We start from the raw sequence: 25,261 nt of genomic DNA, 5'->3' as shown, positions 1-25,261 counted from the left end.
GAACGCGACCCCTTCTAGAGCTTCATCAGGCTGGCGTCGTCGACCGAGGCCGAATGGCGGGAGCGGAAGACGGTCACGATGATCGCGAGGCCGACCACGACCTCCGCCGCCGCGACGACCATCGTGAAGAACGCGATGATCTGGCCGTCGAGGTTGCCGTGCAGCCGGGAGAAGGTGACGAACGCCAGGTTGCACGCGTTCAGCATCAGCTCGACGCACATGAAGAGGACGATCGCGTTCCGCCGGATCACGACCCCGGCCGCACCGATGGTGAACAACAGGGCGGCCAGGTAGAGGTAGTTGACCGGATTCACTTGGCGACTCCCTTGTGGTGCTCGGCGTCCTCGGAGGCGCTGCCGGCGTCCTCGCCGCCCTCAGGCTTCCGCCGCCCCAGCCAGCGCTCCGAGCGCTGCTCCAGCGCCGCCAGCTCCGCCAGCGCCTCACCGGAGACGTCCCGGACCTGGCCGCGGCCGCGCAGCGTCGCGTTGACGCTCAGCTCGGAGGTCGTGCCGTCCGGCAGCAGACCGGGGATGTCCACCGCGTTGTGCCGGGCGTAGACACCCGGGGCGGGCAGCGGCGGGACGTGCTTGCCGGTGCGCACCCGCGCCTCGGACTGCTCGCGCTGGCTGAGCGCGCGCTCGGTGCGCTCGCGGTGGGTCAGCACCATCGCGCCGACCGCCGCGGTGATCAGCAGCGCGCCGGTGATCTCGAACGCGAACACGTACTTGGTGAAGACCAGGGCCGCCAGACCCTCCACATTGCCGCCGGAGTTGGCCTGCCCCAGCCCGGCGAACGTCTTCAGCGAGGCGTTCCCGATTCCGGCGCACAGCAGGATGCCGAAGCCGAGCCCGCACAGGGCGGCGAGCCAGCGCTGCCCCTTCAGGGTCTCCTTCAGCGAATCGGCCGCGGTGACACCGACCAGCATCACGACGAAGAGGAAGAGCATCATGATCGCGCCGGTGTAGACGACGATCTGGACGACGCCCAGGAAATACGCCCCGTTGGCGAGGTAGAAGATCGCCAGGACGATCATGGTGCCGGCCAGGCTCAGGGCGCTGTGCACGGCCTTGCGCATCAGGATCGTGCACAGCGCGCCGATCACGGCGACCGTGCCGAGCACCCAGAACTGGAGGGCCTCACCGGTGGAGGTGGTGGTGGCCGCCGCGGCCAGTGCGCCGCTCATGCCTGCACCCCCTGCTGCGACTCCCCCTGTGCCTCGGCCTGCGCCTCGGCTTGGATCTCCTCGTTGCCCGCGGCCTGGTCGGACAGGGTCTCGCCCTTGCTGACCGCGGTCTGACGGGTCGTCCCGGGCGCGGCCTCGGTCACCAGCCCCCGGTAGTAGTCCTGCTCGTCCATCCCCGGGTAGATGGCGTGCGGGCTGTCGACCATGCCCTCGGTGAGCCCCGCGAGCAGCTCCTCCTTGGTGTAGATGAGCGATTCGCGGGTGCGGTCGGCCAGCTCGTAGTCATTGGTCATGGTCAGCGCCCGGGTGGGGCACGCCTCGACGCACAGGCCGCACAGGATGCAGCGCAGATAGTTGATCTGGTAGACGCGGCCGTAGCGCTCACCCGGGGAGTAGCGCTCCTCCTCGGTGTTGTCCGCGCCCTCCACATAGATCGCGTCCGCCGGGCAGGCCCAGGCGCACAGCTCGCATCCGATGCACTTCTCCAGCCCGTCCGGATGCCGGTTGAGCTGGTGACGTCCGTGGAAGCGGGGCGCGGTGGGCTTCTTCTCCTCGGGGTACTGCTCGGTCAGCCGCTTCTTGAACATGGCCTTGAAGGTCACGCCGAAGCCGGCCACCGGGTTCTGGAAGTCAGACACCATCGGCCTCCTTTCCGTCACTGACAGTGTCGGGGCCACCACTGACAATCAGCTCCCGGTCCTGTCGGGAGCGCCGTCGCGGTACGGGCGGCAGGGACTGGCCGGGCAGCGGCGGTACCGGGAATCCGCCCGCCATCGGGTCGAAGGCGGGCTCGGGGCCCTCCTCCACCGCAGCTCCGGCCTCGCCCTTCGCCGCCACCCCGCGGTCGCGGAAGACGTCGACGACGAAGGACAGCAGCAGCAGCGCGATCACCGCGCCGCCGACGTACAGGACAATGGACTGGTTGTCGTAGTTCTCGTTGCGCAGCGCCCGCACGGTGGCGACCAGCATCAGCCAGACCATCGAGATCGGGATGAGGACCTTCCAGCCCAGCTTCATGAACTGGTCGTAGCGCACCCGGGGCACCGAGGCGCGGATCCAGATGAAGACGAACAGCGACGAGACGACCTTGCCGAGGAACCACAGCAGCGGCCACCAGCCGTGGTTGGCGCCCTCCCAGAAGGTGCTGATCGGCCAGGGTGCCCGCCAGCCGCCGAGGAAGAGGGTCACGGCGACCATCGAGACGGTGACCATGTTGATGTACTCGGCGAGCATGAACAGCGCGAACTTGATCGACGAGTACTCGGTGTTGAAGCCGCCCACCAGGTCGCCCTCGGACTCCGGCATGTCGAACGGCGCCCGGTTGGTCTCCCCGACCATCGCCACGATGTAGATGAGGAACGAGACCGGGAGCAGCACCACGTACCAGCGGTCCTGCTGGGAGGCGACGATCTGCGAGGTCGACATCGACCCGGAGTAGAGGAACACCGCCGCGAACGACAGGCCCATCGCGATCTCGTAGCTGATCATCTGGGCGCAGGAGCGCAGGCCGCCGAGGAGCGGGTACGTCGACCCGGACGACCAGCCCGCCAGCACGATGCCGTAGATGCCGACGGAGGCGGTGGCGAGGATGTAGAGGACGGCGATCGGCAGGTCGGTCAGCTGCATCGCGGTGCGGTGCCCAAAGACCGACACCTCCCCGCCGGCCGGTCCGAACGGGATCACCGCGACCGCCATGAAGGCGGGGATGGCCGCGACGATCGGCGCCAGGACGTAGACCACCTTGTCGGCGCCCTTGACGACCACGTCCTCCTTGAGCATCAGCTTCACGCCGTCCGCGAGGGACTGCAGCATGCCCCAGGGCCCGTGCCGGTTCGGGCCGATGCGCAGCTGCATCCAGCCCATCACCTTGCGCTCCATGACGATGGAGATCAGCACCGTCAGCATCAGGAACGCGAAGCAGAAGACGACCTTGATCAGGATCAGCCACCACGGGTCGCGGCCGAACATCGACAGGTCCTCTGCGGCGAGATACCTCATGCGGTCACCTCCGTCGCGGGAGCGGTGATCGTGACGACGTCACCGGGGCGGGCCCCCAGGTCGCGCTGCGCGCCGCCGCCCGTGGAGGCCAGCGGCAGCCAGACGACCCGGTCGGGCATCGGGGTCACGCACAGAGGCAGGTGGACGGAGCCGGCCGGGCCGGTGACGCGGAGCGTCTGGCCGTCGCGCACCCCCGCCTCCTCGGCGGTCGCCGCCGAGAGCCGGGCCACCGCGGCGTGCCGGGTCGCGGCCAGCGCCGGATCGCCCTCCTGGAGCCGTCCCTGGTCGAGCAGCAGCCGGTGACCGGCGAGCACCGCCTCGCCCTCGGCGGGCCGGGGCAGCGGGCCCCCGGTCTCCAGCGGGGCGGTGGCGCGCAGCCCCTGCCAGGTGCCCAGCCGGGTCAGCTCGGTGCGGGCGGCCGCCACGTCCGGCAGGCCCAGGTCCTTGTCGAGCGCGTCGGCCAGCATGTGCAGCACCCGGGCGTCCGGGAGAGTGTGACGGCGGGTCATCTGATCCGGTTTGAGCGCGGCCTCGAACGGCCGGGCCCGGCCCTCCCAGTTGAGGAACGTGCCGGACTTCTCGACGACCGCCGCGACCGGAAGCACCACATCCGCCCGCTCGGTGACCTCCGAGGGCCGCTGTTCCAGGCTGACCACGAACTCCGCCGCGTCCAAGGCGGCCACGGCCCGTTCCGGATCGGGCAGATCCGCGACCTCGACCCCGCCGACCAGCAGCGCGCCGAGCCCGCCGCTCGCCACGGCCTCGACGATCTGGCCGGTGTCGCGGCCCACCTGGTGCGGCAGATCGGAGATCCCCCACACCTCGGCGGTCTCCTCGCGGGCCCGCGGGTCGTGCGCCGGGCGGCCGCCGGGCAGCAGCCCGGGCAGCGCGCCCGCCTCGACCGCGCCCCGCTCGCCCGCCCGGCGCGGGATCCACGCGAGCGTGGCGCCGGTGGCGGCCGCGGCCCGTACGGCGGCGGTCAGTCCGCCCGCCACCGACGCCAGCCGCTCGCCGACGACGATGACCGCGCCCTCCTGGCGCAGCGCGTCGGCGGCCGCCTCGCCGTCCTCGTCCAGACCCGTGCGTCCCGCGATCGCGTCCAGCCACTCGGTCTCGGTGCCGGGCGCGGCCGGCAGCAGGGTGCCGCCCGCCTTCGTAAGGCCCCGGGTGGCGTGGGTGGCGAGCGAGAAGGTGCGCTGTCCGTGCTTGCGGTGCGCCTTGCGCAACCGCAGGAAGACGCCGGGCGACTCCTCCTCGGCCTCGAACCCGGCCAGCAGCACCGCCGGCGCCTTCTCCAGCGCGGCGTACGTCAGTCCGCTGCCGTCCAGGTCACGGCCGCGGCCCGCGATGTGGGCGGCCAGGAAGTCGGCCTCCTCGTCGCTGTGCGCCCGGGCCCGGAAGTCGATGTCGTTGGTCTCCAGGACGGTCCGCGCGAACTTGGCGTACGCGTACGCGTCCTCGACGGTCAGCCGGCCGCCGGTCAGCACCCCGGTGCGGCCGCGCGCCGCGGCCAGCCCCTCGGCCGCGGCGGCCAGGGCCTCGGGCCAGCCCGCCGGTTCCAGCTTCCCCGACTCGCGGCTGCGCACCAGCGGGGTGGTGAGCCGGTCGGGGAGCTGGGCGTAGCGGAAGCCGAAGCGGCCCTTGTCGCAGATCCACTCCTCGTTGACCTCCGGGTCGTCCGCCGCGAGCCGCCGCATCACCTTGCCGCGCCGGTGGTCGGTGCGGGTCGCGCAGCCGCCCGCGCAGTGCTCGCACACGCTCGGCGAGGAGACCAGGTCGAAGGGGCGGGAGCGGAAGCGGTACGCGGCCGAGGTGAGCGCGCCCACCGGGCAGATCTGGATGGTGTTGCCGGAGAAGTACGACTCGAACGGGTCGCCCTCGCCGGTGCCCACCTGCTGGAGCGCGCCGCGCTCCAGCAGCTCGATCATCGGGTCGCCCGCGATCTGGTTGGAGAAGCGGGTGCAGCGCGCGCACAGCACACAGCGCTCGCGGTCCAGCAGCACCTGGGCCGAGACCGGCACCGGCTTTTCGAACGTGCGCTTCTGGCCCTCGAAGCGGCTGTCGGCCTGCCCGGCGCTCATCGCCTGGTTCTGCAGCGGGCATTCACCGCCCTTGTCGCAGACCGGGCAGTCCAGCGGATGGTTGATCAGCAGCAGCTCCATCACCCCGCGCTGCGCCTTCTCGGCGACCGGCGAGGTGAGCTGGGTCTTCACGACCATGCCGTCGGTGCAGGTGATGGTGCAGGAGGCCATCGGCTTGCGCTGGCCCTCCACCTCGACGATGCACTGGCGGCAGGCGCCCGCGGGGTCGAGCAGCGGATGGTCGCAGAAGCGCGGGATCTCGATCCCGAGGAGTTCGGCGGCGCGGATGACCAGCGTCCCCTTCGGGACGGAGATCTCGATCCCGTCGATGGTGACGGAGACCAGATCCTCTCGCGGCACGGCCGCCTCCCCGCCTCCCGAGGGTGCGTTGGTGGTCACGGTCATGCGGTCACCCCCAGAGTGGTGCGCGGCTCGTCGGCCCAGACGGTGGACTTGGCCGGGTCGAAGGGACAGCCTCCCCCGGTGATGTGCTGCTCGTACTCCGCGCGGAAGTACTTGAGCGAAGAGAAGATGGGGCTGGCGGCGCCGTCGCCCAGCGCGCAGAACGACTTGCCGTTGATGTTGTCGGCGATGTCGGCCAGCTTGTCGAGGTCGGCCATGCGCCCCTTGCCCGCCTCGATGTCGCGCAGCAGCTGCACCAGCCAGTACGTGCCCTCGCGGCAGGGTGTGCACTTGCCGCAGGATTCATGCGCGTAGAACTCGGTCCAGCGGGTCACCGCCCGCACCACGCAGGTGGTCTCGTCGAAGCACTGGAGGGCCTTTGTGCCCAGCATCGACCCGGCCGCGCCGACGCCCTCGTAGTCCAGCGGGACGTCGAGGTGCTCCTCGGTGAGCAGCGGGGTGGACGAGCCGCCGGGCGTCCAGAACTTCAGCCGGTGGCCGGGGCGCATGCCGCCGCTCATGTCGAGCAGCTGGCGCAGCGTGATGCCGAGCGGCCCCTCGAACTGGCCGGGGTTGGCCACATGGCCGGACAGCGAGTAGAGCGTGAAGCCCGGGGACTTCTCGCTGCCCATCGCCCGGAACCATTCCTTGCCCTTGTTCAGGATCGAGGGAACCGAGGCGATGGATTCGACGTTGTTGACAACAGTGGGGCACGCGTACAGACCGGCGACCGCGGGGAAGGGAGGCCGCAGCCGGGGCTGGCCACGGCGCCCCTCCAGCGAGTCCAGCAGCGCGGTCTCCTCACCGCAGATGTACGCACCCGCGCCCGCGTGCACCGTGATGTCGAGGCCCGGAAGCCCGTCCACCCCGAGTTTCTGCCTGCGCCGCTCGGCCGTGCCCAGGTAGCCCGCCTCGTATGCCTCTCGCACGGCCTCGTGCAGCCTCCGCAGCACCGGCACGGTCTCACCGCGCAGGTAGATGAAGGCGTGTTCGGAGCGGATGGCGTGGCAGGCGATGACCATGCCCTCGATGAGGGCGTGCGGATTGGCGTAGAGAAGGGGGATGTCCTTGCAGGTGCCGGGTTCCGACTCGTCGGCGTTGACGACGAGGTAGTGCGGCTTGCCGTCGCCCTGCGGAATGAACTGCCACTTCATTCCGGTGGGGAAGCCGGCGCCGCCGCGGCCGCGCAGTCCGGCGTCCTTCACCAGCGCGATCACGGCGTCGGGGTCCATGGCGAGCGCCTTGGCGCTCCCCTGATAGCCCTCGTGCCGCAAATAGGCGCGCAGCGTCCAGGAGTTCGCCTCGTCCCAGTGCGCGGAGAGCACGGGGGCCAGCAGCTTCTCGGGGCTGTGCTCGGATCGCTCGGTCGTCACGGTCATCACTCCCCCTCCTCGGCGACCGGACCTGACGGGTGGTGCGGATCGGAGGCCGAGGTCCGCTGCGGCGCGTCGTGCGAGCTGGGATGCGTCGGCGGCGTCTCGTCCTGTGGTGCGCCTCCGTGCCTCGGGGAGACGACCCGGCCGGGCGCCTCCTCCCCCTTGGCCAGCCGGAGTCCGACGAGCGAGGCGGGACCGGCGGAGCCACCGGCCTCGACGGCTCCGGGGCGCGGGTCGGGGAAACCGGCGAGGATGCGCGCGGTCTCCTTGAACGTGCACAGCGGCGCGCCGCGGGTCGGGGTGACCGTGCGGTCCGCCCTGAGGTCGTCGACCAGCCGCTTGGCGGAGTCGACCGTCTGGTTGTCGAAGAACTCCCAGTTGACCATCACCACGGGGGCGAAGTCGCAGGCCGCGTTGCACTCGATGTGTTCCAGGGTGACCTTGCCGTCCTCGGTGGTCTCCCCGTTGCCCAGCTCCAGATGGCGCTGCAGCTCTTCGAAGATCGCGTCCCCGCCCATCACCGCGCACAGGGTGTTGGTGCACACCCCGACCTGGTAGTCGCCCGAGGCCTTGCGCCGGTACATGGTGTAGAAGGTGGCGACCGCGGTGACCTCGGCGGTGGTCAGGTCCAGCATCTCGGCGCAGAACCGCATGCCGGTGCGGGTGACATGGCCCTCCTCGGACTGCACCAGGTGCAGCAGCGGCAGCAGGGCGCTGCGGCTGTCCGGGTAGCGGGCGATCACCTCCGCGGCGTCCGCTTCGAGCCGGGACCTCACCTCGGCCGGGTAGTCGGGGGCCGGCAGCTGCGGCATCCCGAGTGTCACATCACTCACCGGTCGACACCTCCCATCACGGGGTCGATGGACGCGACGGCGACGATCACGTCGGCGACCTGGCCGCCCTCGCACATGGCCGCCACGGCCTGCAGATTGGTGAACGACGGATCGCGGAAGTGGACGCGGTACGGACGCGTGCCGCCGTCGCTGGCCATGTGCACGCCCAGCTCGCCCTTGGGCGACTCGACGGCCACGTACGTCTGTCCGGGCGGGACCCGGAATCCCTCGGTCACCAGCTTGAAGTGGTGGATGAGGGCCTCCATGGAGGTGCCCATGATGTTCTTGATGTGGTCGAGGGAGTTGCCGAGCCCGTCCGCCCCGAGCGCGAGCTGCGCGGGCCAGGCGATCTTCTTGTCCGCGACCATCACCGGCCCGGGCTCCAGCCGGTCCAGGCACTGCTCGACGATCCGCAGCGACTGGCGCATCTCCTCCAGCCGGACCAGGAAGCGGCCGTACGCGTCGCAGGTGTCGGTGGTCGGCACCTCGAAGTCGTACGTCTCGTAGCCGCAGTACGGCTGGGCCTTGCGCAGATCGTGCGGCAGGCCGGTGGAGCGCAGGATCGGGCCGGTCACGCCGAGCGCCATGCAGCCCGCGATGTCGAGGTAGCCGACGTCCTGGAGGCGGGCCTTGAAGATCGGGTTCCCGGTCGCGAGCTTGTCGTACTCGACCAGGTTCTTGCGCATCGTCTTCAGGAACGCGCGGATCTGGTCGACCGCGCCGGGCGGCAGATCCTGGGCGAGGCCGCCGGGCCGGATGTACGCGTGGTTCATCCGCAGGCCGGTGATCAGCTCATAGAGGTCCAGGACCAGTTCGCGGTCGCGGAAGCCGTAGATCATGACGGTGGTCGCGCCCAGTTCCATGCCACCGGTGGCGATGCACACCAGATGGGAGGAGATCCGGTTCAGCTCCATCATCAGCACCCGGATGACGGAGGCGCGGTCCGGGATCTGGTCCTCGACGCCGAGCAGCTTCTCGACGCCCAGGCAGTACGCCGCCTCGTTGGAGAAGGGCGTCAGATAGTCCATGCGCGTCACGAACGTGGTGCCCTGCGTCCAGTTCCGGAATTCGAGGTTCTTCTCGATCCCGGTGTGCAGGTAGCCGATTCCGCAGCGGGCCTCGGTGACCGTCTCGCCGTCGATCTCCAGGATCAGCCGGAGCACCCCGTGGGTGGAGGGGTGCTGCGGACCCATGTTGACGATGATCCGCTCGTCGTCGGCCTTCGCCGCGGCGGCCACGACCTCGTCCCAGTCGCCGCCGGTGACGGTGTAGACGGTGCCCTCGGTGGTCTCGCGCGCGGAGGCGGAGGGGGTTGCATGGGGTGCAGACATCAGCTGTACGACCTCCGCTGGTCCGGAGCCGGGATCTGGGCGCCCTTGTACTCGACGGGGATGCCGCCGAGCGGGTAGTCCTTGCGCTGCGGGAAGCCCTGCCAGTCGTCGGGCATCATGATCCGCGTCAGTGCGGGGTGACCGTCGAAGACGATGCCGAAGAAGTCGTAGGTCTCCCGCTCGTGCCAGTCGTTGGTCGGATAGACGTCGACGACCGACGGGATGTGCGGATCGCTGTCCGGGGCGCTCACCTCCAGCCGGATCACCCGGTTATGGGTGATCGACCGCAGGTGGTAGACGGCGTGCAGCTCACGGCCCTTGTCGCCGGGGAAGTGCACGCCGCTGACGCCCGTGCACAGCTCGAAGCGGAGCGCCGGGTCGTCGCGCAGGGTCCGGGCGACCCGCGGCAGGTGCTCGCGGGCGATGTGGAAGGTCAGCTCGTCGCGGTCCACGACGGTCTTCTCGATCGCGTTCGCCGGGAGCAGGTCCTGCTCCTCCAGCGCGCCTTCGAGTTCGTCGGCGACCTCGTCGAACCAGCCCCCGTACGGGCGGGTGGCCTGCCCCGGCAGCCGTACGGGGCGCACCAGGCCGCCGTAGCCGGTGGTGTCGCCGCCGTTGTTGGCGCCGAACATGCCGCGCTGGACGCGGATCGGCTCGCCCTCGTCGCCGCGGTGGCCGGGGAGGTTCTCGGCGTTGAGGTCCTTCTCGGGGTTGACCCCGTTACCGTTCACTGTCACCTCAGCAGCCCCTTCATCTCGATCGTCGGGAGCGCCTTCATCGCCGCTTCCTCCGCCTCACGGGCCGCACGCTCGCGGTTCACGCCGAGCTTCTCCTCGCGGATCTTCTGGTGCAGTTTGAGGATCGCGTCCAAAAGCATCTCGGGCCGCGGCGGGCAGCCGGGCAGATAGATGTCGACGGGGACGATGTGATCGACGCCCTGCACGATCGCGTAGTTGTTGAACATGCCGCCGCTGGAGGCGCACACGCCCATCGAGATGACCCACTTCGGGTTCGGCATCTGGTCGTAGACCTGGCGCAGCACCGGAGCCATCTTCTGGCTGACCCGCCCGGCGACGATCATCAGATCGGCCTGCCGGGGCGAGCCGCGGAAGACTTCCATACCGAAGCGGGCCAGGTCGTACCGTCCGGCGCCCGTCGTCATCATTTCGATGGCGCAGCAGGCCAGGCCGAAGGTGGCCGGGAAGACGGAGGACTTACGGGCCAGCCCGGCGGCCTGTTCGACGGTGGTCAGCAGGAACCCGCTCGGAAGTTTCTCTTCGATACCCATGCGCTGTTTCCCCTATCTCCTCTTGAGCCCCTTTAGTCCCACTCCAGGCCGCCGCGCCGCCAGACGTACACGTAGGCGACGAAGACGGTGAGCACGAAGAGGAGCATCTCCACGAGCCCGAACAACCCGAGGGCGTCGAAGGTGACGGCCCAGGGGTAGAGGAAGACGATCTCGATGTCGAAGACGATGAAGAGCATCGCCGTCAGGTAGTACTTGATGGGGAAGCGCCCACCGCCGGCCGGATGCGGAGTCGGCTCGATGCCGCACTCGTAGGCCTCGAGCTTGGCCCGGTTGTAGCGCTTGGGGCCGATGATCGCGGCCATGAGCACCGAGAAGATCGCAAAAGCTGCCCCGAGGGCTCCCAGTACGAGGATGGGCGCGTATGCGTTCACCGTCCTCGCTCCCTTCAGTCGACGATGACTGGCTGGCGGACCGCACGGACGTGCCGTCGCCCCACGAAGATCGTGCTCATGTGAGGCAGTTCACAAGCCCGTTTCGCCTGCATCTTATGCCCGTCGGTCTGTGATCTGCGACACGGGGTGCACCAACGTCTTTGTGATCTCCACCACCTGACGAAGGATCATGAAGTCGGATGAGCGGTGATCTTGTACGTGAAGCATCCATTCGGTCACGAGAGGTGACATTCGAGGACGTCATCACAGGTGAGCGCGTTGCGCCTCTACCAAGATATGGTACATACAAGCAAATTTGAGAGGGGCGTCGTCAGCTGATATTGGGTCGCCATTCGCGCGAGTGACCCCCCCCCGGCCGGCCCCCGGCCCGAACCTCACTCGGCTCCCTCACTCGACCCCGGCCCGAGCCGCGGCCCGGCACCCCTTGAACACCGCTTCACGCTTCCGTTCACGAGCTTCACAAAAAGGGCACGACTGAGTGAGGTATCCCACCTCGGGAAGAGTTGTGGATCTCGATTTGACGGGAACCATTGTTATGCGGGCCGCATCAGTGATAGGCCGCCCGCCGTGACCGCGTGACGCCAAATGCCATGCGTACGCACATGATCGAGGAAGTCGGACATGGCGTCGGCGCCCGCGATGGAGATCATTCAGCCCGGATTTTGGGCGTGTACATGCACAATGTGGTGCAGCCCACCTTTGTTGATCCGGGCCTTTGGGCCCTGGTACCCAGTGACCTATGTCCCCGATCGCACACATACCCAGCCACCGGAAGCCCCGCCGTGCCGCGGCTCCCACGCGTGCACTTCGCGCAGGGGTGACCGGTGGCTTCCTCACCCTCGCGGTGGCCGGCGCTGCGGTGCCCGCCTCCGCCGCCGAGCCCGCCGCCCCCGAGGCGACGCTCGAGATGCCGACCGTCAGCGACACGCTGGCGAGCACGGCCGCGCAGACGGCTGCCGCCACCCAGCAGGCGGCCTCCGGCTACGAGCTCCAGGCCCAGCAGGACCAGGCCGCCGCCCACGCGAAGACCGCCGCCAAGAAGGCAAAGGCGGAGGCCGACAAGAAGAAGCGGGAGGCCGAGGCGCGCCGCGCCGCCGCCAAGCGCGCCGCCGAGGCCCGGGCCGAGAAGGCGTCCCGCTCCGCCGAGCGCGCCACCCTCTCCACCAGCTCCGCCTCCACCTCCGTCTCGAACGCCACCGGCAACGCCGCCTCGGTGATCAGCTTCCTCAAGGCGCAGCTGGGCAAGGCGTATGTGCTGGGATCCAGCGGGCCGTCCTCCTACGACTGCTCCAGCCTGACCCAGGCCGCGTTCAAGCAGGTCGGCATCGACCTGCCGCGGGTCTCGCAGGACCAGTCGACCGTCGGCACCCAGGTGTCGCTGGACAACCTTCAGCCGGGCGACCTGCTCTACTGGGGCAGCTCCGGCAGCGCGTACCACGTCGGCGTCTACGTCGGCGGCGGCAAGTTCATCGGCGCCCAGAACCCGAGCACGGGCATCGTCGAGCGTCCGCTGGACTACGACCAGCCGACCGGGGCCGTGCGCGTCCTCTGAGACCCGGAGACCCGGAGACTCTGAGCCTCTGAGCCGCCTTTACGGCTCATTCAGGCTGTTTTCGGCCATGGGGCCGCCGTTCCTCGCCGCTCGTGGTGGAACGGCGGCCTCACGCCCGTCTACGTGGCGTAGACCTTCTCCACGAACTGGCCGATCTGCTGCTCGGAGAGGTGCCGGGCCAGATCCGCCTCGCTGATCATGCCGACCAGCCGCTTGTTCTTGTCGATCACCGGCAGCCTGCGGATCCGGTGATCCTCCATCTCCCGCAGCACCTCCGAGACGTCGGCGTCCGAGCTGATCCAGCGCGGCGTGCCCTTGGCGAGGTCCCCCGTCGTCATCCGGGACGGATCGTGGCCCTGGGCCACACAGCCGACGACGATGTCGCGGTCGGTGAGAATGCCGCACAGCCGCTCCTGGCTGTCGCTGATGGGCAGCGCACCCACGTCCAGATCGCGCATCAACTGCGCGGCGCGCTCCAGGTTCTCCGTCGCCGGAATCCACTGCGCGCCCGGGTGCATGATGTCTGCGGCCTTCGTCATGGTGTACCTCCGTAAAGGCCCACCGGCCACCGGCGGAAGAACCGGCCCGTGGGCCCGATCGATCCGGCGTCGCCGCGGCGGACGCGCGCGGCGCCCCCTTCTCTTCATTGTCACCACCGTCGGCGGGCCCGCGCGACCGCCCGGTGCCAGACTGAGAACTGTCGTCACAGCACCACATGAGCCCCTTGCGCACGATCGTTGAAGGAGCAGCCATGCTCACCACCGATTTCGTCCCCGGCGCACCCAACTGGCTGGATCTCGGCGCCCCCGACATCGAGGCGGCCCGGGCCTTCTACGGCGGGCTGCTGGGCTGGGCCTTCGAGTCGGCCGGTCCCGAAGCGGGCGGATACGGATTCTTCACCCACGGCCGCAAGACCGTCGCCGCCCTCGGCCCGCTCACCGACGCCGGGTCACGGTCCGCCTGGACCCCGTACTTCCAGACGCCCGACGCCGACGCCACCGCGCTCTCCGTCGTGCAGGCGGGCGGCCACGTGCGCGCCGCGCCGTTCGACGTCTTCGACGAGGGGCGGATGGGGCAGTTCACCGACCCCGGCGGCGCCCGGTTCGCGGTCTGGCAGCCCGGCAAGACGTCCGGTCTGGAGGCGGTCACCGAGCCCGGCTCGCTGTGCTGGACCGAGCTGCACTCCCCCGACCCCGCCGAGGCCCGCGCCTTCTACCGCACCGTGTTCGGCTGGGACTACGAGGAGATGTCCTTCCCCGGCGGGACGTACACCGTCCTGTCGACGGCCGACGGCGGCAAGGACCGCACCTTCGGCGGCGTCGCACAGCTCCAGGAGGGGCATTCGACGCCGCCGCAGTGGCTGCCGTACTTCGAGGTCGCGGACTGCGACCGGGTCGTCGCCAAGGGTCAGGAGCTGGGCGGGTCCGTGCTGATGCCCGCCATGACGTCGGAGGGCATCGGGCGGATGGCGTGGCTGACGGACGTGGCCGGGGCCCCGTTCGGCGTGATCACCAGCGCGAGCCCCGACGCCGCCTAGGCGCTCCGAAGCGTCAGGCGCGCGGTGCCACCTTCGTCAGGCCGTTGATGATGCGGTCCATCGCGTCGCCGCCCGTCGGGTCCGTCAGGTTGGCCAGCAGCTTCAGCGTGAAGCGCATCAGCATCGGGTGCGTGAGCCCGCGCTGCGTCGCCAGCTTCATCACCTTCGGGTTGCCGATCAGCTTCACGAACGCGCGGCCCAGCGTGTAGTAGCCGCCGTACACGTCCTTGAGGACCTGCGGGTAGCGCCGGAGGGCCATTTCGCGCTGGGCCGGGGTGGTGCGGGAGTGGGCCTGGACGATCACGTCCGCCGCGATCTGGCCGGATTCCATCGCATAGGCGATGCCCTCGCCGTTGAACGGGTTGACCATGCCGCCCGCGTCACCGACCAGCAGCAGCCCGCGGGTGTAGTGCGGCTGGCGGTTGAAGGCCATGGGGAGCGCCGCGCCGCGGATCGGGCCGGTCATGTTGTCCGGGGTGTAGCCCCACTCCTCCGGCATGGACGCGCACCACGCCTTGAGGATCTCGCGCCAGTCCAGCTCCTTGAAGGAGTTGGAGGTGTTGAGCACGCCGAGGCCGACGTTGCTCGTACCGTCGCCCATGCCGAAGATCCAGCCGTAGCCGGGCAGCAGCCGGTCCTCCGCGCCGCGCCGGTCCCACAACTCCAGCCAGGATTCGAGGTAGTCGTCGTCGTGGCGGGGCGAGGTGAAGTACGTGCGCACCGCCACGCCCATCGGGCGGTCGTCGCGCCGGTGCAGGCCCATGGCGAGCGAGAGCCGGGTGGAGTTGCCGTCGGCGGCGACGACCAGCGGGGCGTGGAAGGTGACGGGCGTCTTCTCCTCGCCCAGCTTCGCCTCGACGCCGGTGATGCGGCCGGTGCGGTCGTCGACGATCGGGGCGCCCACGTTGCAGCGCTCGTACAGCCGCGCCCCGGCCTTCTGGGCCTGCCGCGCCAGCTGGTCGTCGAAGTCGTCGCGCTTACGCACCAGGCCGTAATTCGGATACTCGGCCAGGTCCGGCCAGTCCAGCTCCAGCCGATGCCCCCCGCCCATGATCCGCAGGCCCCGGTTGCGCAGCCAGCCCGCTTCCTCGGAGATGTCGATGCCCATCGCGACGAGTTGCTTGGTCGCCCGCGGGGTCAGACCGTCGCCGCACACCTTCTCGCGCGGGAAAGCCGTCTTCTCCAGCAGCAGGACGTCGAGTCCCGACTTGGCCAGGTGGTACGCCGTAGTGGAACCGGCCGGTCCGGCGCCGACGACGATCACATCGGCGCTGCGCTCCGAGATCCCGGAGGATGCGCTTCCGGTGGCGCTCGCGGTGGGTGCGGTCTCGCTCACGCAGGGTCTCCCGTGGCCTGGGTAACAGCGTGCCGGTCGCGCCGGGCACTGGACATGTGCAGTCTATGTGGGGGCACTCGGGCGCTTGCGCTGGGCGGTCCTCCCTGACCGTAGCTCAGCCAGTGCTACGGCTTTCCATCGCCGCGGCGTCAGGGACGGGTGGCCCGGTGCAGGGCCACGATGCCGCCGGTCAGATTGCGCCAGGCCGGGCGGGCCCAGCCGGCCTCGCGGAGGCGGGCGGCGAGCCGGGGCTGGTCGGGCCAGGCGCGGATGGACTCGGCGAGGTAGACGTACGCGTCCGGGCTGCTGCTGACCGCCGTCGCGATCGGCGGCAGCGCGCGCATCAGGTACTCGGTGTAGACCGTGCGGAACGGGGCCCACGTGGGGTGGCTGAACTCGCAGATCACCAGCCGCCCGCCCGGCCGGGTCACCCGCAGCATCTCGCGCAGCGCACCGTCGGTGTCCTGCACGTTGCGCAGCCCGAAGGAGATCGTGACGGCGTCGAAGACCCCGTCCGCGAAGGGCAGCCGGGTCGCGTCGCCCGCCGTCAGCGGCAGCCGCGGGTGGCGGCGCTTGCCCTCGCGGAGCATGCCGAGCGAGAAGTCGCACGGCACCACGTACGCACCGGCCTCCGCGTAGGGCAGCGAGGAGGTGCCCGTACCGGCGGCGAGGTCGAGCACCCGGTCCCCGGGGCGGGCGTCTACGGCGCGGGCGACCGCCTTGCGCCACAGCCGAGCCTGGCCGAGCGACAGCACGTCGTTGGTCAGGTCGTAGTTGGCCGCCACGTCGTCGAACATGGCGGCGACTTCGTGCGGCTGCTTGTCCAGGGATGCTCGGGTCACCCGCCCATTGTTCACCTCGCCCCGCGCCGCCCCGCGCAGGGGTTGGCCGTGGCTCGCGGGAGACACGGTCAGCGGCGGCGGTGCACCAGGCGCCCGGCGAGCACGGTGGCCAGGCATGCCCCGTCCGCGTCGAAGACCGCCAGGTCGGCGCGGGCGGCCTCGGCCAGCGCTGCCGGGCGCGGCCGGTCGACGACGGCGATCTCGTTGCGTTCGGCGGCGGCGCGCAGCCCGGGATCGGCGACGTGCTCCGCCAGGACCGCCGTCGCGCCCAGCCGCAACAGGGCGTGGATCCGCTCCCGGGGCGTCGGCGCGTCCGGCACCGGCCCGTCGTGGACGAGGGCGGGGCCGAGGGTGCCGGGCCACCGCCGCACCCGGGCCTGCGGATGCGCGGCCCGCAGCGCGTCCAGGGGGCCGATGGCACCGATGCGGCCGCCGTCGACCAGAACCGCGCCGTCGTGCAGGACCGCGCCCTCGCCGAGGGTGTACCGGACCACCGGCGCCGCGTGGAGCGTGCGCATCAGGAGGCGTCGATCAGCTTCAGCTCGGGGTGGGCCTTGCCGGAGTCGATCGCCGTCGAGGACAGGTGCGAGACGACGTGGTCGTCCACCGGGTCGTGTCCCGGGTCGTCGTGCACCACCAGGTGCTCGTACGTGGTCGCGCGCTGCGCGGGCACCCGCCCGGCCGTACGGATGAGGTGGAGCAGCTCCATCCGGTTGGAGCGGTGGCGGGCGCCTGCCGAGGAGACCACGTTCTCCTCCAGCATCACCGAGCCGAGGTCGTCCGCCCCGTAGTGCAGCGAGAGCTGTCCGGCCTCCTTGCCGACGGTCAGCCAGGAGCCCTGGATGTGGGCCACGTTGTCGAGGAAGAGCCGGGCGATCGCGATCATCCGCAGGTACTCGAAGACGGTCGCCTGCGTCTGGCCCTTCAGGTGGTTGTTCTCGGGCTGGTAGGTGTACGGGATGAAGGCGCGGAAGCCGCCCGTCCGGTCCTGTACGTCGCGGATCATGCGGAGGTGCTCGATCCGCTCCGCGTTGGTCTCACCGGTGCCCATGAGCATCGTGGAGGTGGACTCGACCCCGAGGTTGTGGGCGATCTCCATGATCTCCAGCCACCGCTCGCCGGACTCCTTCAGCGGGGCGATGGCCTTGCGCGGCCGCTCGGGCAGCAACTCGGCGCCCGCGCCCGCGAAGGAGTCCAGACCCGCGGCGTGGATGCGGCGGATCGCCTCCTCCACCGATACGCCCGAGATGCGCGCCATGTGCTCGACCTCGGAGGCGCCCAGCGAGTGGATCACCAGCTGGGGGAACGCCTCCTTGATGGCCGCGAAGTGCTTCTCGTAGTACTCGACGCCGTAGTCCGGGTGGTGGCCGCCCTGGAACATGATCTGGGTGCCGCCCAGTTCGACGGTCTCGGCGCAGCGCCGCAGGATGTCGTCGAGGTCGCGGGTCCAGCCCTTGGCGGTGTCCTTGGGCGCGGCGTAGAACGCGCAGAACCGGCACGCCGTCACGCACACGTTGGTGTAGTTGATGTTCCGCTCGATGATGTATGTCGCGATGTGCTCGGTGCCCGCGTAGCGGCGGCGGCGTACGGTGTCGGCGGCGGTCCCCAGGGCGTGCAACGGCGCGGACCGGTAGAGGTCCAGCGCCTCCTCCGGGGTGATGCGCCCCCCGGCGGCGGCGCGGTCGAGGACTGCCTGCAGCGTGGCGTGTGCGGTCACCGGGGCGTCCCTTTCGGAGGTCTACGGGCGGACCGACCCAGCGTACGCCCCCGCATCTCAGCGCAAGCGGCGCAGGGTACCGGTCGGATCGCCGGCCTGCCGGTCCTTCGCCCGGTACTTCAGGGTGCCGTCGGGGGCGAGGGTGTACTGCTCGTCGGTCGAGCTGTCGCTGCACCCCTCCCGGGGTCCGTCACCCCGGAACCGGGCGTCGAGGTGCAGTTCCTTCGGCGCGGCGGAGACCAGCTTCCAGGTGAAGTCGCAGCGCACCACGGACAGCTTCACCCGGCCCGACGCGACCTGCTCGCCGGTGGAGCCGCGCTGGAAGGTGATGGTCATGGTGCCGACGGGGATGCCGTTCTTGGAGGTGAGGTCGCCCTGCCAGGTACCGAGGAACCCCTTGGGCACGTCGGACGCGCCGGGCTTGGACGCCGCGTCGGACGGGGTGTGGGTGGGAGTGCCGGCGCTCTTGTCGGACCCGCTGTCGTCGCTGCCGGACCCGGGGAGCACCTGGAAGAGGACCGCGGCGGTCGTCGCGACGGCCAGCGCCCCCGCGACGGACAGCACCAGGGAGCAACTCAGGGCCTTGGGGCGCTTCTTGCCGCCGAGGGCGGCGGAGAGCGCGAAGCCGCGGCCGCCGTGCCCATCCGTGCCCTGCCCCTCGCCGTCGCTCTTCGGCGGGCGGTTGCCGGGCGGCGGGGTCGCGGGGTCGCCCGGCCCGTGGCCCGGCCGGTTCGCGTACGACGGGTCCGGCGGACCGAACGCGCCCAGCGCCGGGGCCGACGGGGGCGATGCGGCGGGCGTTCCGGGTACGGGCGTACCGGGTACCGGCGTACCGGACGCGGGCGTTCCAGGCACCGGCGTACCGGACCCGGGCGTGCCGGACGCTGCGGCTGCGGCGGGCGGGCTCACGGCGGGCGGGCTCGCGGCGGGCGGGCTCGCGGCGGGCGGGCTCGCGGCGGGCGGGCTCGCGGCGGGCGAGGGCGCCACCGCCTCCGCCTCCAGGTCGAGCAGTTCGATCGCCTGCCGGCTCACCCGCTCGATCAGCGCCCCCGGCAGCCAGCCGGACCGTACGAGCCCCGAGGCACCGTCCACGGGGGCCAGCCGTCGCGCGATCTGCTCGGGGGTGGGGCGGTCCGCGGGGTCCTTGGCCAGGCACTCCGCGACCACGTCGCGCAGCTCACCGGTCAGCTCCGGGCCGAGCCGCGGCTCCTCGTGGACCACCTTGTAGAGCAGCGAGGCCGAGCTGTCGCCCGGGAAGGGCTGCTCGCCGGTGGCCGCGTACGTCAGCACGGCGCCCAGCGAGAAGACGTCGGCCGCACCGCTCGCCGGCTGGCCGAGGATCTGCTCGGGCGCCATGTAGCCGGGCGAGCCGATGGAGACGCCGGTGGAGGTCAGGGAGACGGTGCCCTCGGTGGCCCGGGCGATACCGAAGTCGATCAGCCGGGGGCCGTCCAGGGCGAGCAGCACGTTGGACGGCTTGACGTCGCGGTGGACCAGGCTCAGCCGGTGGACGGCGCCCAGCGCCTCCGCCAGCCCCGCGGCCAGGGCCCGTACCGAGGACTCGGGCAGTGGGCCCTCGTCGCTGATGGCCTGGCTGAGCGAGGGGCCCGCCACATACCCGGTGGCCACCCACGGAACGCGTGCCTCCGGGTCGGCGTCGAGGACCGGCGCGGTCCAGGAACCACCGACCCGGCGCGCGGCGTCGACCTCGCGCCGGAAACGCGCGCGGAACTCCTCGTCGAGCGCGAACTGCGCGTGCACCACCTTCACCGCGACCGTGCGCCCGCCCGCGCTGCGGCCCAGGTACACCACGCCCATGCCGCCGGAGCCGAGCCGTCCGAGCAGCCGGTAAGCCCCGATGACCTGCGGGTCCTCCGCTCCCAGCGGATGCATGTGCCTCCCCCATCGCCTGCGCCGGACCAGCTTAGGCGGGCATGACAGCGGCGGCCCAGCCCGGTCGACTAGCCGCTCACGCCGGGGGCCTCCAGCAGATCCACCCGGACGTCCGCCGGGAAGCCGGTCGTCGGGCCGGTGCGGCGGGCGAACTCGGCGATGCCCTCCAGCTGCTTCGCGCCCAGGGAGAAGTCGAGGGTGGTGAAGTAGCGCTCCAGCACCGGCACGTCCAGGTCCTCCCAGCGCGCTGCGTGCTCGGCGACCTTGCCCGCCTCCTCCAGGGACAGGTTCCGGGACTCCAGGAACGCCCGGTGCACCTCGCGCACGATCTCCGGCTCGCGCTCCAGGTACTCACGGCGGGCGGCCCAGACCGCGAAGACGAAGGGCAGCCCGGTCCACTCCTTCCACATCTGTCCCAGGTCATGGACCTGGAGGCCCAGCTTGGGGGCGTGGTGGAGGTTGGCCCGCAGCGCGGCGTCACCGATCAGCACCCCCGCGTCGGCCTCCTGCATCATCAGGCTGAGGTCGGGCGGGCAGGTGTAGTAGTCGGGCTCGATCCCGTACCGCTCGGTGAGCAGCAGCTGGGCCAGGCGTACGGAGGTGCGCGAGGCCGAGCCGAGCGCGACGCGCGCCCTGTCCAGCTGCTCCAGCGGCACCTTCGAGACGATCACGCAGGACATGACGGGCCCGTCGCAGCCCACCGCGATGTCGGAGAGCGCCACCAGGTCGTCGGCGTTGCGCAGGTACTCGACGAGGCTGATCGGGCCGATGTCGAGGCCGCCCGCGACCAGCAGGTCGTTGAGCGTGTCGGGGGACGCCTTGGTCAGCTCGAAGTCGAGCAGCGAGCCGGTCCTGGCGAGACCCCAATACAGCGGTACGCAATTGAGGTACTGGATGTGGCCGACCCTCGGTCGGTCGCGGCGGCCCGGGGACCTCGGGATGACGCTTTCGGCGGCGTCCGGTGTACTCCGCGAGGGGGAACTCGGTGAATTGTCCACAACCTGGAGGCTAGCCCCGCTCCTGCCGCGAACCGGCGGCGGGGTGACCCGGATGGCCCGATATCTCGCGGGAAGCACGCGCTCGACCTGCGTTCCTATCCGCCCCGCGGGGCCCGGAAACCCCCCGCATTCGTGATCTTCGGCTCTTTCCCCGTGGACACGGAGCGTGCTAAGCTCACCGCAAGTTGCAGTTTGGTTTCCCTTGCAGTACAGAGCCTGCGGAGCATGTAACCGCAGGCTTTTGTAGTTTTCAGACTTCTTGCAGGTTCTGGAGCAGGGCAACCCTTTGGCCCAAGGAGGGCTTTATGGCTACCGGAACCGTCAAGTGGTTCAACGCCGAGAAGGGCTTCGGCTTCATCGCCCAGGACGGCGGCGGCCCCGATGTCTTCGTTCACTACTCCGCGATCAACGCGTCTGGCTTCCGCTCCCTGGAGGAGAACCAGGCCGTGACCTTCGACGTCACGCAGGGCCCGAAGGGCCCGCAGGCCGAGAACGTCAGCGCGGTCTGAGCTAGCAGTACCCAAGGAGCCCTGCTCCCCCGCACCGGCGGGGGAGCAGGGCTCCTGCCTTTTCGGCTTTTTGCATTCACGGACCGTTCATTTTCTTTCGAAATCGAAACCCCGAGCCTCACGCTACGTAAGCGGAACACGACCCACCGTCGACATCGCGCGCACGGTCGGGCTACCGTTTCCACCATGGGGCGGACCAAGGGCCGGGGGCGGCGAACGGTCACGGTGCACCACGTACGAGCCGCGGTGCGCGGCGCGCAGCGGCTCGGCGTGGACACCGCACCGCTGCTCCAGCGGGCCCGGATACCGCCGCTGCTGCTCGGCGACGACCACGCGCGTTTCTCCCCCGAGCAGTTCGCCCGGCTGGTGCGCGCCCTGCACCGGGCCACGGGGGACGAGTTCCTGGGGCTCGGATCCGCGCGCAGCCGGCCCGGTACGTTCGCCATGATGTGCTACGCCTCGCTCGGCTGCCCCGACCTCGGCACCGCCCTGGAGCGCGGCGCACGCTTCTACCGGCTCTTCCCCGGCGGCCCGGACCTGGCGCTTGAGCGCGGCGAGGGCGGCGAGGGCCGGGAGGCGGTGTTCGGCATCCACGGGCGGTTACGCACCCGCCACGAGAGCCAGATCGTCGCCGAATGGCTGATGCTCATCTGGCACCGGCTCGCGGGCTGGCTGATCGGACGCCGGATCCCGCTGCTGTGGACCCAGTTCGCCCATCCCGCGCCCCCGCACGCGGACGAGTACGAGCATCTCTTCGACTGCACCCCGCACTTCGGCGGGGACCGTACCGCGGCCGGATTCGACCCCCGCTGGCTGTCCGCACCCGTGGTCCAGGACGAAGCCTCACTCCAGGCGCTGCTGCGCCGCGCACCCGACGGACTGCTCGGCCGCCCCGAGTACGGCACGACCGTCGCCCAGCAGGTGCGCCACGCGCTCGCCGGGGGCCTGCGGACCGGCGGCGGACCGGGCGGCCGCCGCGCCACCGGACGGCTTCCGGAACTGCGCGAGGTCGCCGCCCGCCTCGCGGTCAGCCCCGCGACGCTGCGCCGGCGGCTGGACGAAGAGGACACGTCGTTCCAGCGGCTCAAGGACCAGGTGCGGCGGGACGCGGCGATCGGCAGCCTGCGCGGGACCGGCGAACCGATCGAGGAGCTGGCGGTGCGGCTGGGCTTCTCCGAAGGCGCCGCGTTCCACCGGGCGTTCCGGCGCTGGACGGGGATGACACCCGGCGCCTACCGGCTGGCGTACGGCCGCACGGCCCGGTGAGCACGCCCGGCGAGACACGCCGGATGAGACATGCGGGTGAGACATCCCCGGCGCGACATGCCCGGTGAGACATCCCGGTGAGACATAGGGCCAGCGAATCTGAGCGCTCCGGTCATCAACACGCAAACCACACGTCTCTACGGTCCCCCACACAGCACCGCAGCCCGCAGCACCATCGCACCCTTGGGAGAGCCGTATGCGCACCCGCACCACCGTGCTCGCCGCCCTCACCGCCCTGGCCCTGCCCGCCGCGCTGCCCCTCGCGCCACCGGCCATGGCCACGAGCGACACCGACCGGACCGCCACCACCCAGGGCAGGCCCGGCGACATCGTCACCAAGTCCCCGACATCGTTCCGCACCGTGCCCGGCGCCCCGGTCACCACCCGCTCCTGGCACATCACCTACCGCTCGACCACCGCCCGGGGCGATGGAGACGTCGTCTCCGGGACCGTCATCGTCCCCGACGACGGCAAGACCGGCCCCCGTCCGCTCGTCACCTGGGGCATGGGCGCCGTCGGCCTCGCCGACGACTGCGCCGCCTCCAACCGCTTCCCGCAGGGCACCAGCTCCGAGGGCCAGCTGATCGACCTCGCGCTGCGCCGCGGCTGGGCCGTCGCCGTCAGCGACTACGAGGGCCTGGGCACCCCCGGCGACCACACCTACACGGTCGGCCGGTCCGAGGGGCACGCCCTGCTGGACGCGGCGCGCGCCGCGCAGCGGCTCCCCGAGGCGGGCCTCTCACCGGACGGCCCGGTCGGGATCATGGGCTACTCGCAGGGCGGCCAGGCGGCCGGATGGGCCGCCCAGCTGCGCTCCTCGTACGCGCCCGAGCTGCGGGTGAAGGGCACGGTCGCCGGGGGCGTCCCCGCCGATCTGCCGGCCACCCTCGAGTACAACGACGGGGGTGTGGGCGCCGGGCTCGCCCTGATGGCGCTCGCCGGGCAGGACGCGGCCTTCCCCGAACTGGACCTGGACTCCTACCTCAACCAGAAGGGCAAGGACGACGTCGCCTTCATGCGGAACAACTGCGCCACGATCAGCACCATCGCCGGGCTCTTCCAGAACCTGTCCGACGTGACCGTCCGGGATCCGCTGGCCTCGCCGCGCTGGAAGGCCGCGCTGCGCGCCTCCTATCTGGGCGACCGCGCCCCCGACCATCCGGTCTACCTCTACCAGGGCACGGCGGATGAGCTGATCCCGTACCAGGTCGGTGCGGGGCTGCGGACCCGGTGGTGCGAGCGGGGCGCGCCGGTGGAGTGGAAGAGCTACCCGACCGACCATGTGACGACCGCGATCAGCGGGGTCCCGCCCGCCATGGCCTGGCTCGGCGCGCGGCTCGCCGATGAGCCGACCGCCGGTAACTGCGGCACCTGAGTCGGCGGCACCTGAACCACCGGCACCTGAACCACGGAAGCCGGCCCGGGGGCCTCCGGTTCCCCCGGGAGGCCCCCGTGCGCATGCGGCGCGCCGCGGCCCCTCGTACGTTGAAGCTCTTGGGTCCTCACACGAAGGTCCTCACACGAACGAGGGGTTTGCGGACGTGGGTCGATGGAATGGCGCCCGTTTCACCCGGCGGTGTATACGCGTCGCGGTGAGCGCGTCCCTGACCGCCGGGCTGTGCGCGGGGCTGCCCGCGGCACCGGCCGTCGCCGCCGACTGCCCGGACGACCCGAACACGACCGGATCGGTGGACGGTTCGGAGCTGACGTACACCCTGCACACCAAGTACACCGCGGAGTGGGCGCGGGCCCGGGAGGCCTGGAACGCCCTGGGCAAGGTCGACATCAAACCGCACTCCGGCTCGGCCTACGCGGACGTCGACACGACCGACGTCGACCGCGCCGACATCGGCTGGTCGGGGCTGTGGGAATCCCATGAGCTGGGCTCCGACGACATCGTCCTCAACCACCACTTCCTCGACGCGTATCCGGCCGACGTGAAGCGCGGCATCGTCACCCACGAGCTGGGCCACGCCCTCCGGCTGGGCCACCGCTCCTCCCGCGGCGCGGTCATGTACTGCAACGACACCCGCACCGCCTTCGCCCCCGCGGCCGCCGACATCGCCGCGTACCGGGCCGTGTGGGGCTCATGAGGCCCCGCACCGCGACGATCGCGCTGGGCACGGCCCTGGCGGCGGTGGGCGGCGCCACGCTTGCCTGGTTCGAGGTCCCCTACGGCAGTACGCACTACCACCCCACCTACGCGGTCCGGCTGGACACGCCCGGGCTCGCCGCGGGCTGGGCCGACGACGTGTTCCTCGGCAAGGTCACCGCCCGCGAGGGGGTGCGGCGCACCGACGGCGACCGGCTGCTGTGGACGACGTACCGGGTCGAGGTCCAGTCCACCCTCAAGGGGAAGGTGTCCGGGAAGGTACGGGTCGCCCAGGAGGGCGGCGACGATCCGCTGCGGCGGCAGCGGGTCGAGGTGGGCGAGGCCCCGGCACTGCTGCCCGGACGGACGTACCTGCTGGCCACCCGGGTGGCACCGGACGGCTGGCACACCGCCCCGTCCAACTTCCTGCCGCTCGACCTGGCGCCCGACAAGGCGGGCTCGGACAGCGGAACGGACCCGTCCGCTGCCTGGCGGGAGGGCGTCGGACATCCGGTGTCCCAGCGGGACGCGCACCCCTCGGCGGTGTCCCGCGCGGCGGACCCGGCGGCGCTGTACGCACGGGCGCGGATCGGCTGACACCCCCTAGGGCCCTT

The 25,261-nt window shown here is 71.0% G+C and carries 25 protein-coding genes; 7 read left to right on the top strand and 18 right to left on the bottom strand.

Annotated features, from left to right (window positions below; translation table 11 throughout):
• Positions 1–14 precede the first annotated feature (14 nt).
• Genes nuoK through ACH4SI_RS24385 form a run of 11 tightly spaced genes read right to left on the bottom strand, consistent with a single transcriptional unit; the run spans position 15 to position 10,884 of the window.
• Positions 15–314, bottom strand: a complete 300-nt coding sequence (nuoK, locus tag ACH4SI_RS24435; RefSeq protein WP_009715954.1) for an NADH-quinone oxidoreductase subunit NuoK — start codon at positions 312–314, stop codon at positions 15–17.
• Complete coding sequence (locus tag ACH4SI_RS24430; RefSeq protein WP_398298981.1) at positions 311–1,183, bottom strand: NADH-quinone oxidoreductase subunit J; 873 nt, start codon at positions 1,181–1,183, stop codon at positions 311–313. The genes nuoK and ACH4SI_RS24430 overlap by 4 nt, the downstream gene beginning before the upstream one ends.
• Positions 1,180–1,824: an NADH-quinone oxidoreductase subunit NuoI gene (gene nuoI, locus ACH4SI_RS24425; protein ID WP_398298979.1), complete on the bottom strand. Its 645-nt coding sequence runs from the start codon at positions 1,822–1,824 to the stop codon at positions 1,180–1,182. The genes ACH4SI_RS24430 and nuoI overlap by 4 nt, the downstream gene beginning before the upstream one ends.
• Positions 1,814–3,181 carry an NADH-quinone oxidoreductase subunit NuoH gene (gene nuoH / locus ACH4SI_RS24420; protein WP_398298977.1) on the bottom strand — a complete coding sequence of 456 codons (1,368 nt, stop codon included), beginning with the start codon at positions 3,179–3,181 and terminating at the stop codon, positions 1,814–1,816. Before nuoH ends, nuoI begins: the two co-directional genes overlap by 11 nt.
• Positions 3,178–5,667 carry an NADH-quinone oxidoreductase subunit G gene (locus ACH4SI_RS24415; RefSeq protein WP_398298975.1) on the bottom strand — a complete coding sequence of 830 codons (2,490 nt, stop codon included), beginning with the start codon at positions 5,665–5,667 and terminating at the stop codon, positions 3,178–3,180. The genes nuoH and ACH4SI_RS24415 overlap by 4 nt, the downstream gene beginning before the upstream one ends.
• Positions 5,664–7,043 (bottom strand): NADH-quinone oxidoreductase subunit NuoF, encoded by a 1,380-nt coding sequence (nuoF, locus tag ACH4SI_RS24410; protein ID WP_398298973.1) that lies wholly within the window; start codon positions 7,041–7,043, stop codon positions 5,664–5,666. Before nuoF ends, ACH4SI_RS24415 begins: the two co-directional genes overlap by 4 nt.
• Positions 7,043–7,852, bottom strand: coding sequence for an NADH-quinone oxidoreductase subunit NuoE (nuoE, locus tag ACH4SI_RS24405; protein ID WP_398299486.1), 810 nt, complete (start codon positions 7,850–7,852; stop codon positions 7,043–7,045). The genes nuoF and nuoE overlap by 1 nt, the downstream gene beginning before the upstream one ends.
• 17 nt (positions 7,853–7,869) lie before the next feature.
• Positions 7,870–9,204 carry an NADH-quinone oxidoreductase subunit D gene (locus tag ACH4SI_RS24400; protein ID WP_398298971.1) on the bottom strand — a complete coding sequence of 445 codons (1,335 nt, stop codon included), beginning with the start codon at positions 9,202–9,204 and terminating at the stop codon, positions 7,870–7,872.
• Positions 9,204–9,941, bottom strand: a complete 738-nt coding sequence (locus ACH4SI_RS24395) for an NADH-quinone oxidoreductase subunit C (RefSeq protein ID WP_398298969.1) — start codon at positions 9,939–9,941, stop codon at positions 9,204–9,206. Before ACH4SI_RS24395 ends, ACH4SI_RS24400 begins: the two co-directional genes overlap by 1 nt.
• Positions 9,938–10,492 carry an NADH-quinone oxidoreductase subunit B family protein gene (locus ACH4SI_RS24390; RefSeq protein ID WP_361485071.1) on the bottom strand — a complete coding sequence of 185 codons (555 nt, stop codon included), beginning with the start codon at positions 10,490–10,492 and terminating at the stop codon, positions 9,938–9,940. Before ACH4SI_RS24390 ends, ACH4SI_RS24395 begins: the two co-directional genes overlap by 4 nt.
• Before the next feature lie 32 nt (positions 10,493–10,524).
• Positions 10,525–10,884 (bottom strand): NADH-quinone oxidoreductase subunit A, encoded by a 360-nt coding sequence (locus tag ACH4SI_RS24385; protein ID WP_398298967.1) that lies wholly within the window; start codon positions 10,882–10,884, stop codon positions 10,525–10,527.
• 760 nt (positions 10,885–11,644) lie between these two features.
• On the opposite strand from ACH4SI_RS24385, the gene ACH4SI_RS24380 reads away from it, so the two are divergent.
• Positions 11,645–12,457, top strand: coding sequence for a C40 family peptidase (locus ACH4SI_RS24380; protein WP_398298965.1), 813 nt, complete (start codon positions 11,645–11,647; stop codon positions 12,455–12,457).
• Between the two features lie 119 nt (positions 12,458–12,576).
• Here ACH4SI_RS24380 and ACH4SI_RS24375 read toward each other — a convergent pair whose 3' ends face one another.
• Positions 12,577–12,996: a CBS domain-containing protein gene (locus ACH4SI_RS24375; RefSeq protein ID WP_398298963.1), complete on the bottom strand. Its 420-nt coding sequence runs from the start codon at positions 12,994–12,996 to the stop codon at positions 12,577–12,579.
• 212 nt (positions 12,997–13,208) lie between these two features.
• Between ACH4SI_RS24375 and ACH4SI_RS24370 the strand changes: the two genes are divergently transcribed.
• Entirely contained in the window at positions 13,209–13,994 is a 786-nt protein-coding gene (locus tag ACH4SI_RS24370; protein ID WP_398298961.1) for a VOC family protein, read from the top strand.
• Positions 13,995–14,007: 13 nt separating this feature from the next.
• Here the strand turns inward: ACH4SI_RS24370 and ACH4SI_RS24365 are convergent, their stop codons facing one another.
• From ACH4SI_RS24365 to ACH4SI_RS24340, 6 genes are all read right to left on the bottom strand, one after another.
• On the bottom strand, positions 14,008–15,330 hold the full coding sequence (locus tag ACH4SI_RS24365) for a geranylgeranyl reductase family protein (protein WP_398298959.1): 1,323 nt from the start codon (positions 15,328–15,330) through the stop codon (positions 14,008–14,010).
• 149 nt (positions 15,331–15,479) lie between these two features.
• Positions 15,480–16,172: a demethylmenaquinone methyltransferase gene (locus tag ACH4SI_RS24360; RefSeq protein WP_391171968.1), complete on the bottom strand. Its 693-nt coding sequence runs from the start codon at positions 16,170–16,172 to the stop codon at positions 15,480–15,482.
• Positions 16,173–16,240: 68 nt separating this feature from the next.
• The gene (locus ACH4SI_RS24355) at positions 16,241–16,690 is read right to left on the bottom strand and encodes an imidazolonepropionase-like domain-containing protein (protein ID WP_398298957.1); all 450 of its coding nucleotides are present in this window, start codon (positions 16,688–16,690) and stop codon (positions 16,241–16,243) included.
• Positions 16,690–17,889: a cyclic dehypoxanthinyl futalosine synthase gene (gene mqnC, locus ACH4SI_RS24350; protein WP_398298955.1), complete on the bottom strand. Its 1,200-nt coding sequence runs from the start codon at positions 17,887–17,889 to the stop codon at positions 16,690–16,692. The genes ACH4SI_RS24355 and mqnC overlap by 1 nt, the downstream gene beginning before the upstream one ends.
• Before the next feature lie 57 nt (positions 17,890–17,946).
• Complete coding sequence (locus ACH4SI_RS24345; protein WP_398298953.1) at positions 17,947–19,782, bottom strand: serine/threonine-protein kinase; 1,836 nt, start codon at positions 19,780–19,782, stop codon at positions 17,947–17,949.
• Between the two features lie 68 nt (positions 19,783–19,850).
• Positions 19,851–20,723 (bottom strand): menaquinone biosynthetic enzyme MqnA/MqnD family protein, encoded by an 873-nt coding sequence (locus tag ACH4SI_RS24340; RefSeq protein WP_398299484.1) that lies wholly within the window; start codon positions 20,721–20,723, stop codon positions 19,851–19,853.
• 362 nt (positions 20,724–21,085) lie between these two features.
• Here ACH4SI_RS24340 and ACH4SI_RS24335 point away from each other — a divergent pair, with 362 nt between their 5' ends.
• From ACH4SI_RS24335 to ACH4SI_RS24315, 5 genes are all read left to right on the top strand, one after another.
• Positions 21,086–21,289: a cold-shock protein gene (locus ACH4SI_RS24335; RefSeq protein WP_009715975.1), complete on the top strand. Its 204-nt coding sequence runs from the start codon at positions 21,086–21,088 to the stop codon at positions 21,287–21,289.
• A gap of 186 nt (positions 21,290–21,475) precedes the next feature.
• On the top strand, positions 21,476–22,555 hold the full coding sequence (locus ACH4SI_RS24330; protein ID WP_398298950.1) for an AraC family transcriptional regulator: 1,080 nt from the start codon (positions 21,476–21,478) through the stop codon (positions 22,553–22,555).
• Between the two features lie 196 nt (positions 22,556–22,751).
• Positions 22,752–23,930 (top strand): lipase family protein, encoded by a 1,179-nt coding sequence (locus ACH4SI_RS24325; protein ID WP_398298948.1) that lies wholly within the window; start codon positions 22,752–22,754, stop codon positions 23,928–23,930.
• Between the two features lie 217 nt (positions 23,931–24,147).
• Entirely contained in the window at positions 24,148–24,648 is a 501-nt protein-coding gene (locus ACH4SI_RS24320; RefSeq protein ID WP_398298946.1) for a hypothetical protein, read from the top strand.
• A complete protein-coding gene (locus tag ACH4SI_RS24315) occupies positions 24,645–25,244 on the top strand; it encodes a hypothetical protein (RefSeq protein ID WP_398298944.1) in 600 nt (199 codons plus the stop codon). Before ACH4SI_RS24320 ends, ACH4SI_RS24315 begins: the two co-directional genes overlap by 4 nt.
• Positions 25,245–25,261 lie beyond the last annotated feature (17 nt).

The organism is Streptomyces sp. NPDC021212 (genome assembly GCF_044332925.1).
Taxonomy (GTDB): domain Bacteria; phylum Actinomycetota; class Actinomycetes; order Streptomycetales; family Streptomycetaceae; genus Streptomyces.
The sequence above is the reverse complement of the archived record's forward strand: the minus strand, read 5'-3'. Positions and strand labels throughout refer to the sequence as shown.

Bases quoted from the DNA above. Each gene is read 5' to 3' on its own strand.
- ACH4SI_RS24370 (WP_398298961.1), top strand. From the start codon at position 13,209: ATGCTCACCACCGATTTCGTCCCCGGCGCACCCAACTGGCTGGATCTC.
- ACH4SI_RS24355 (WP_398298957.1), bottom strand. From the start codon at position 16,690: ATGCGCACGCTCCACGCGGCGCCGGTGGTCCGGTACACCCTCGGCGAG.
- ACH4SI_RS24335 (WP_009715975.1), top strand. From the start codon at position 21,086: ATGGCTACCGGAACCGTCAAGTGGTTCAACGCCGAGAAGGGCTTCGGC.
- ACH4SI_RS24400 (WP_398298971.1), bottom strand. From the start codon at position 9,204: ATGTCTGCACCCCATGCAACCCCCTCCGCCTCCGCGCGCGAGACCACC.
- ACH4SI_RS24380 (WP_398298965.1), top strand. From the start codon at position 11,645: ATGTCCCCGATCGCACACATACCCAGCCACCGGAAGCCCCGCCGTGCC.
- ACH4SI_RS24315 (WP_398298944.1), top strand. From the start codon at position 24,645: ATGAGGCCCCGCACCGCGACGATCGCGCTGGGCACGGCCCTGGCGGCG.
- ACH4SI_RS24430 (WP_398298981.1), bottom strand. From the start codon at position 1,183: ATGAGCGGCGCACTGGCCGCGGCGGCCACCACCACCTCCACCGGTGAG.
- nuoF (WP_398298973.1), bottom strand. From the start codon at position 7,043: ATGACCGTGACGACCGAGCGATCCGAGCACAGCCCCGAGAAGCTGCTG.
- nuoI (WP_398298979.1), bottom strand. From the start codon at position 1,824: ATGGTGTCTGACTTCCAGAACCCGGTGGCCGGCTTCGGCGTGACCTTC.
- ACH4SI_RS24375 (WP_398298963.1), bottom strand. From the start codon at position 12,996: ATGACGAAGGCCGCAGACATCATGCACCCGGGCGCGCAGTGGATTCCG.
- ACH4SI_RS24330 (WP_398298950.1), top strand. From the start codon at position 21,476: ATGGGGCGGACCAAGGGCCGGGGGCGGCGAACGGTCACGGTGCACCAC.
- ACH4SI_RS24390 (WP_361485071.1), bottom strand. From the start codon at position 10,492: ATGGGTATCGAAGAGAAACTTCCGAGCGGGTTCCTGCTGACCACCGTC.
- ACH4SI_RS24415 (WP_398298975.1), bottom strand. From the start codon at position 5,667: ATGACCGTGACCACCAACGCACCCTCGGGAGGCGGGGAGGCGGCCGTG.
- ACH4SI_RS24345 (WP_398298953.1), bottom strand. From the start codon at position 19,782: ATGCATCCGCTGGGAGCGGAGGACCCGCAGGTCATCGGGGCTTACCGG.
- nuoE (WP_398299486.1), bottom strand. From the start codon at position 7,852: ATGCCGCAGCTGCCGGCCCCCGACTACCCGGCCGAGGTGAGGTCCCGG.
- nuoH (WP_398298977.1), bottom strand. From the start codon at position 3,181: ATGAGGTATCTCGCCGCAGAGGACCTGTCGATGTTCGGCCGCGACCCG.
- ACH4SI_RS24325 (WP_398298948.1), top strand. From the start codon at position 22,752: ATGCGCACCCGCACCACCGTGCTCGCCGCCCTCACCGCCCTGGCCCTG.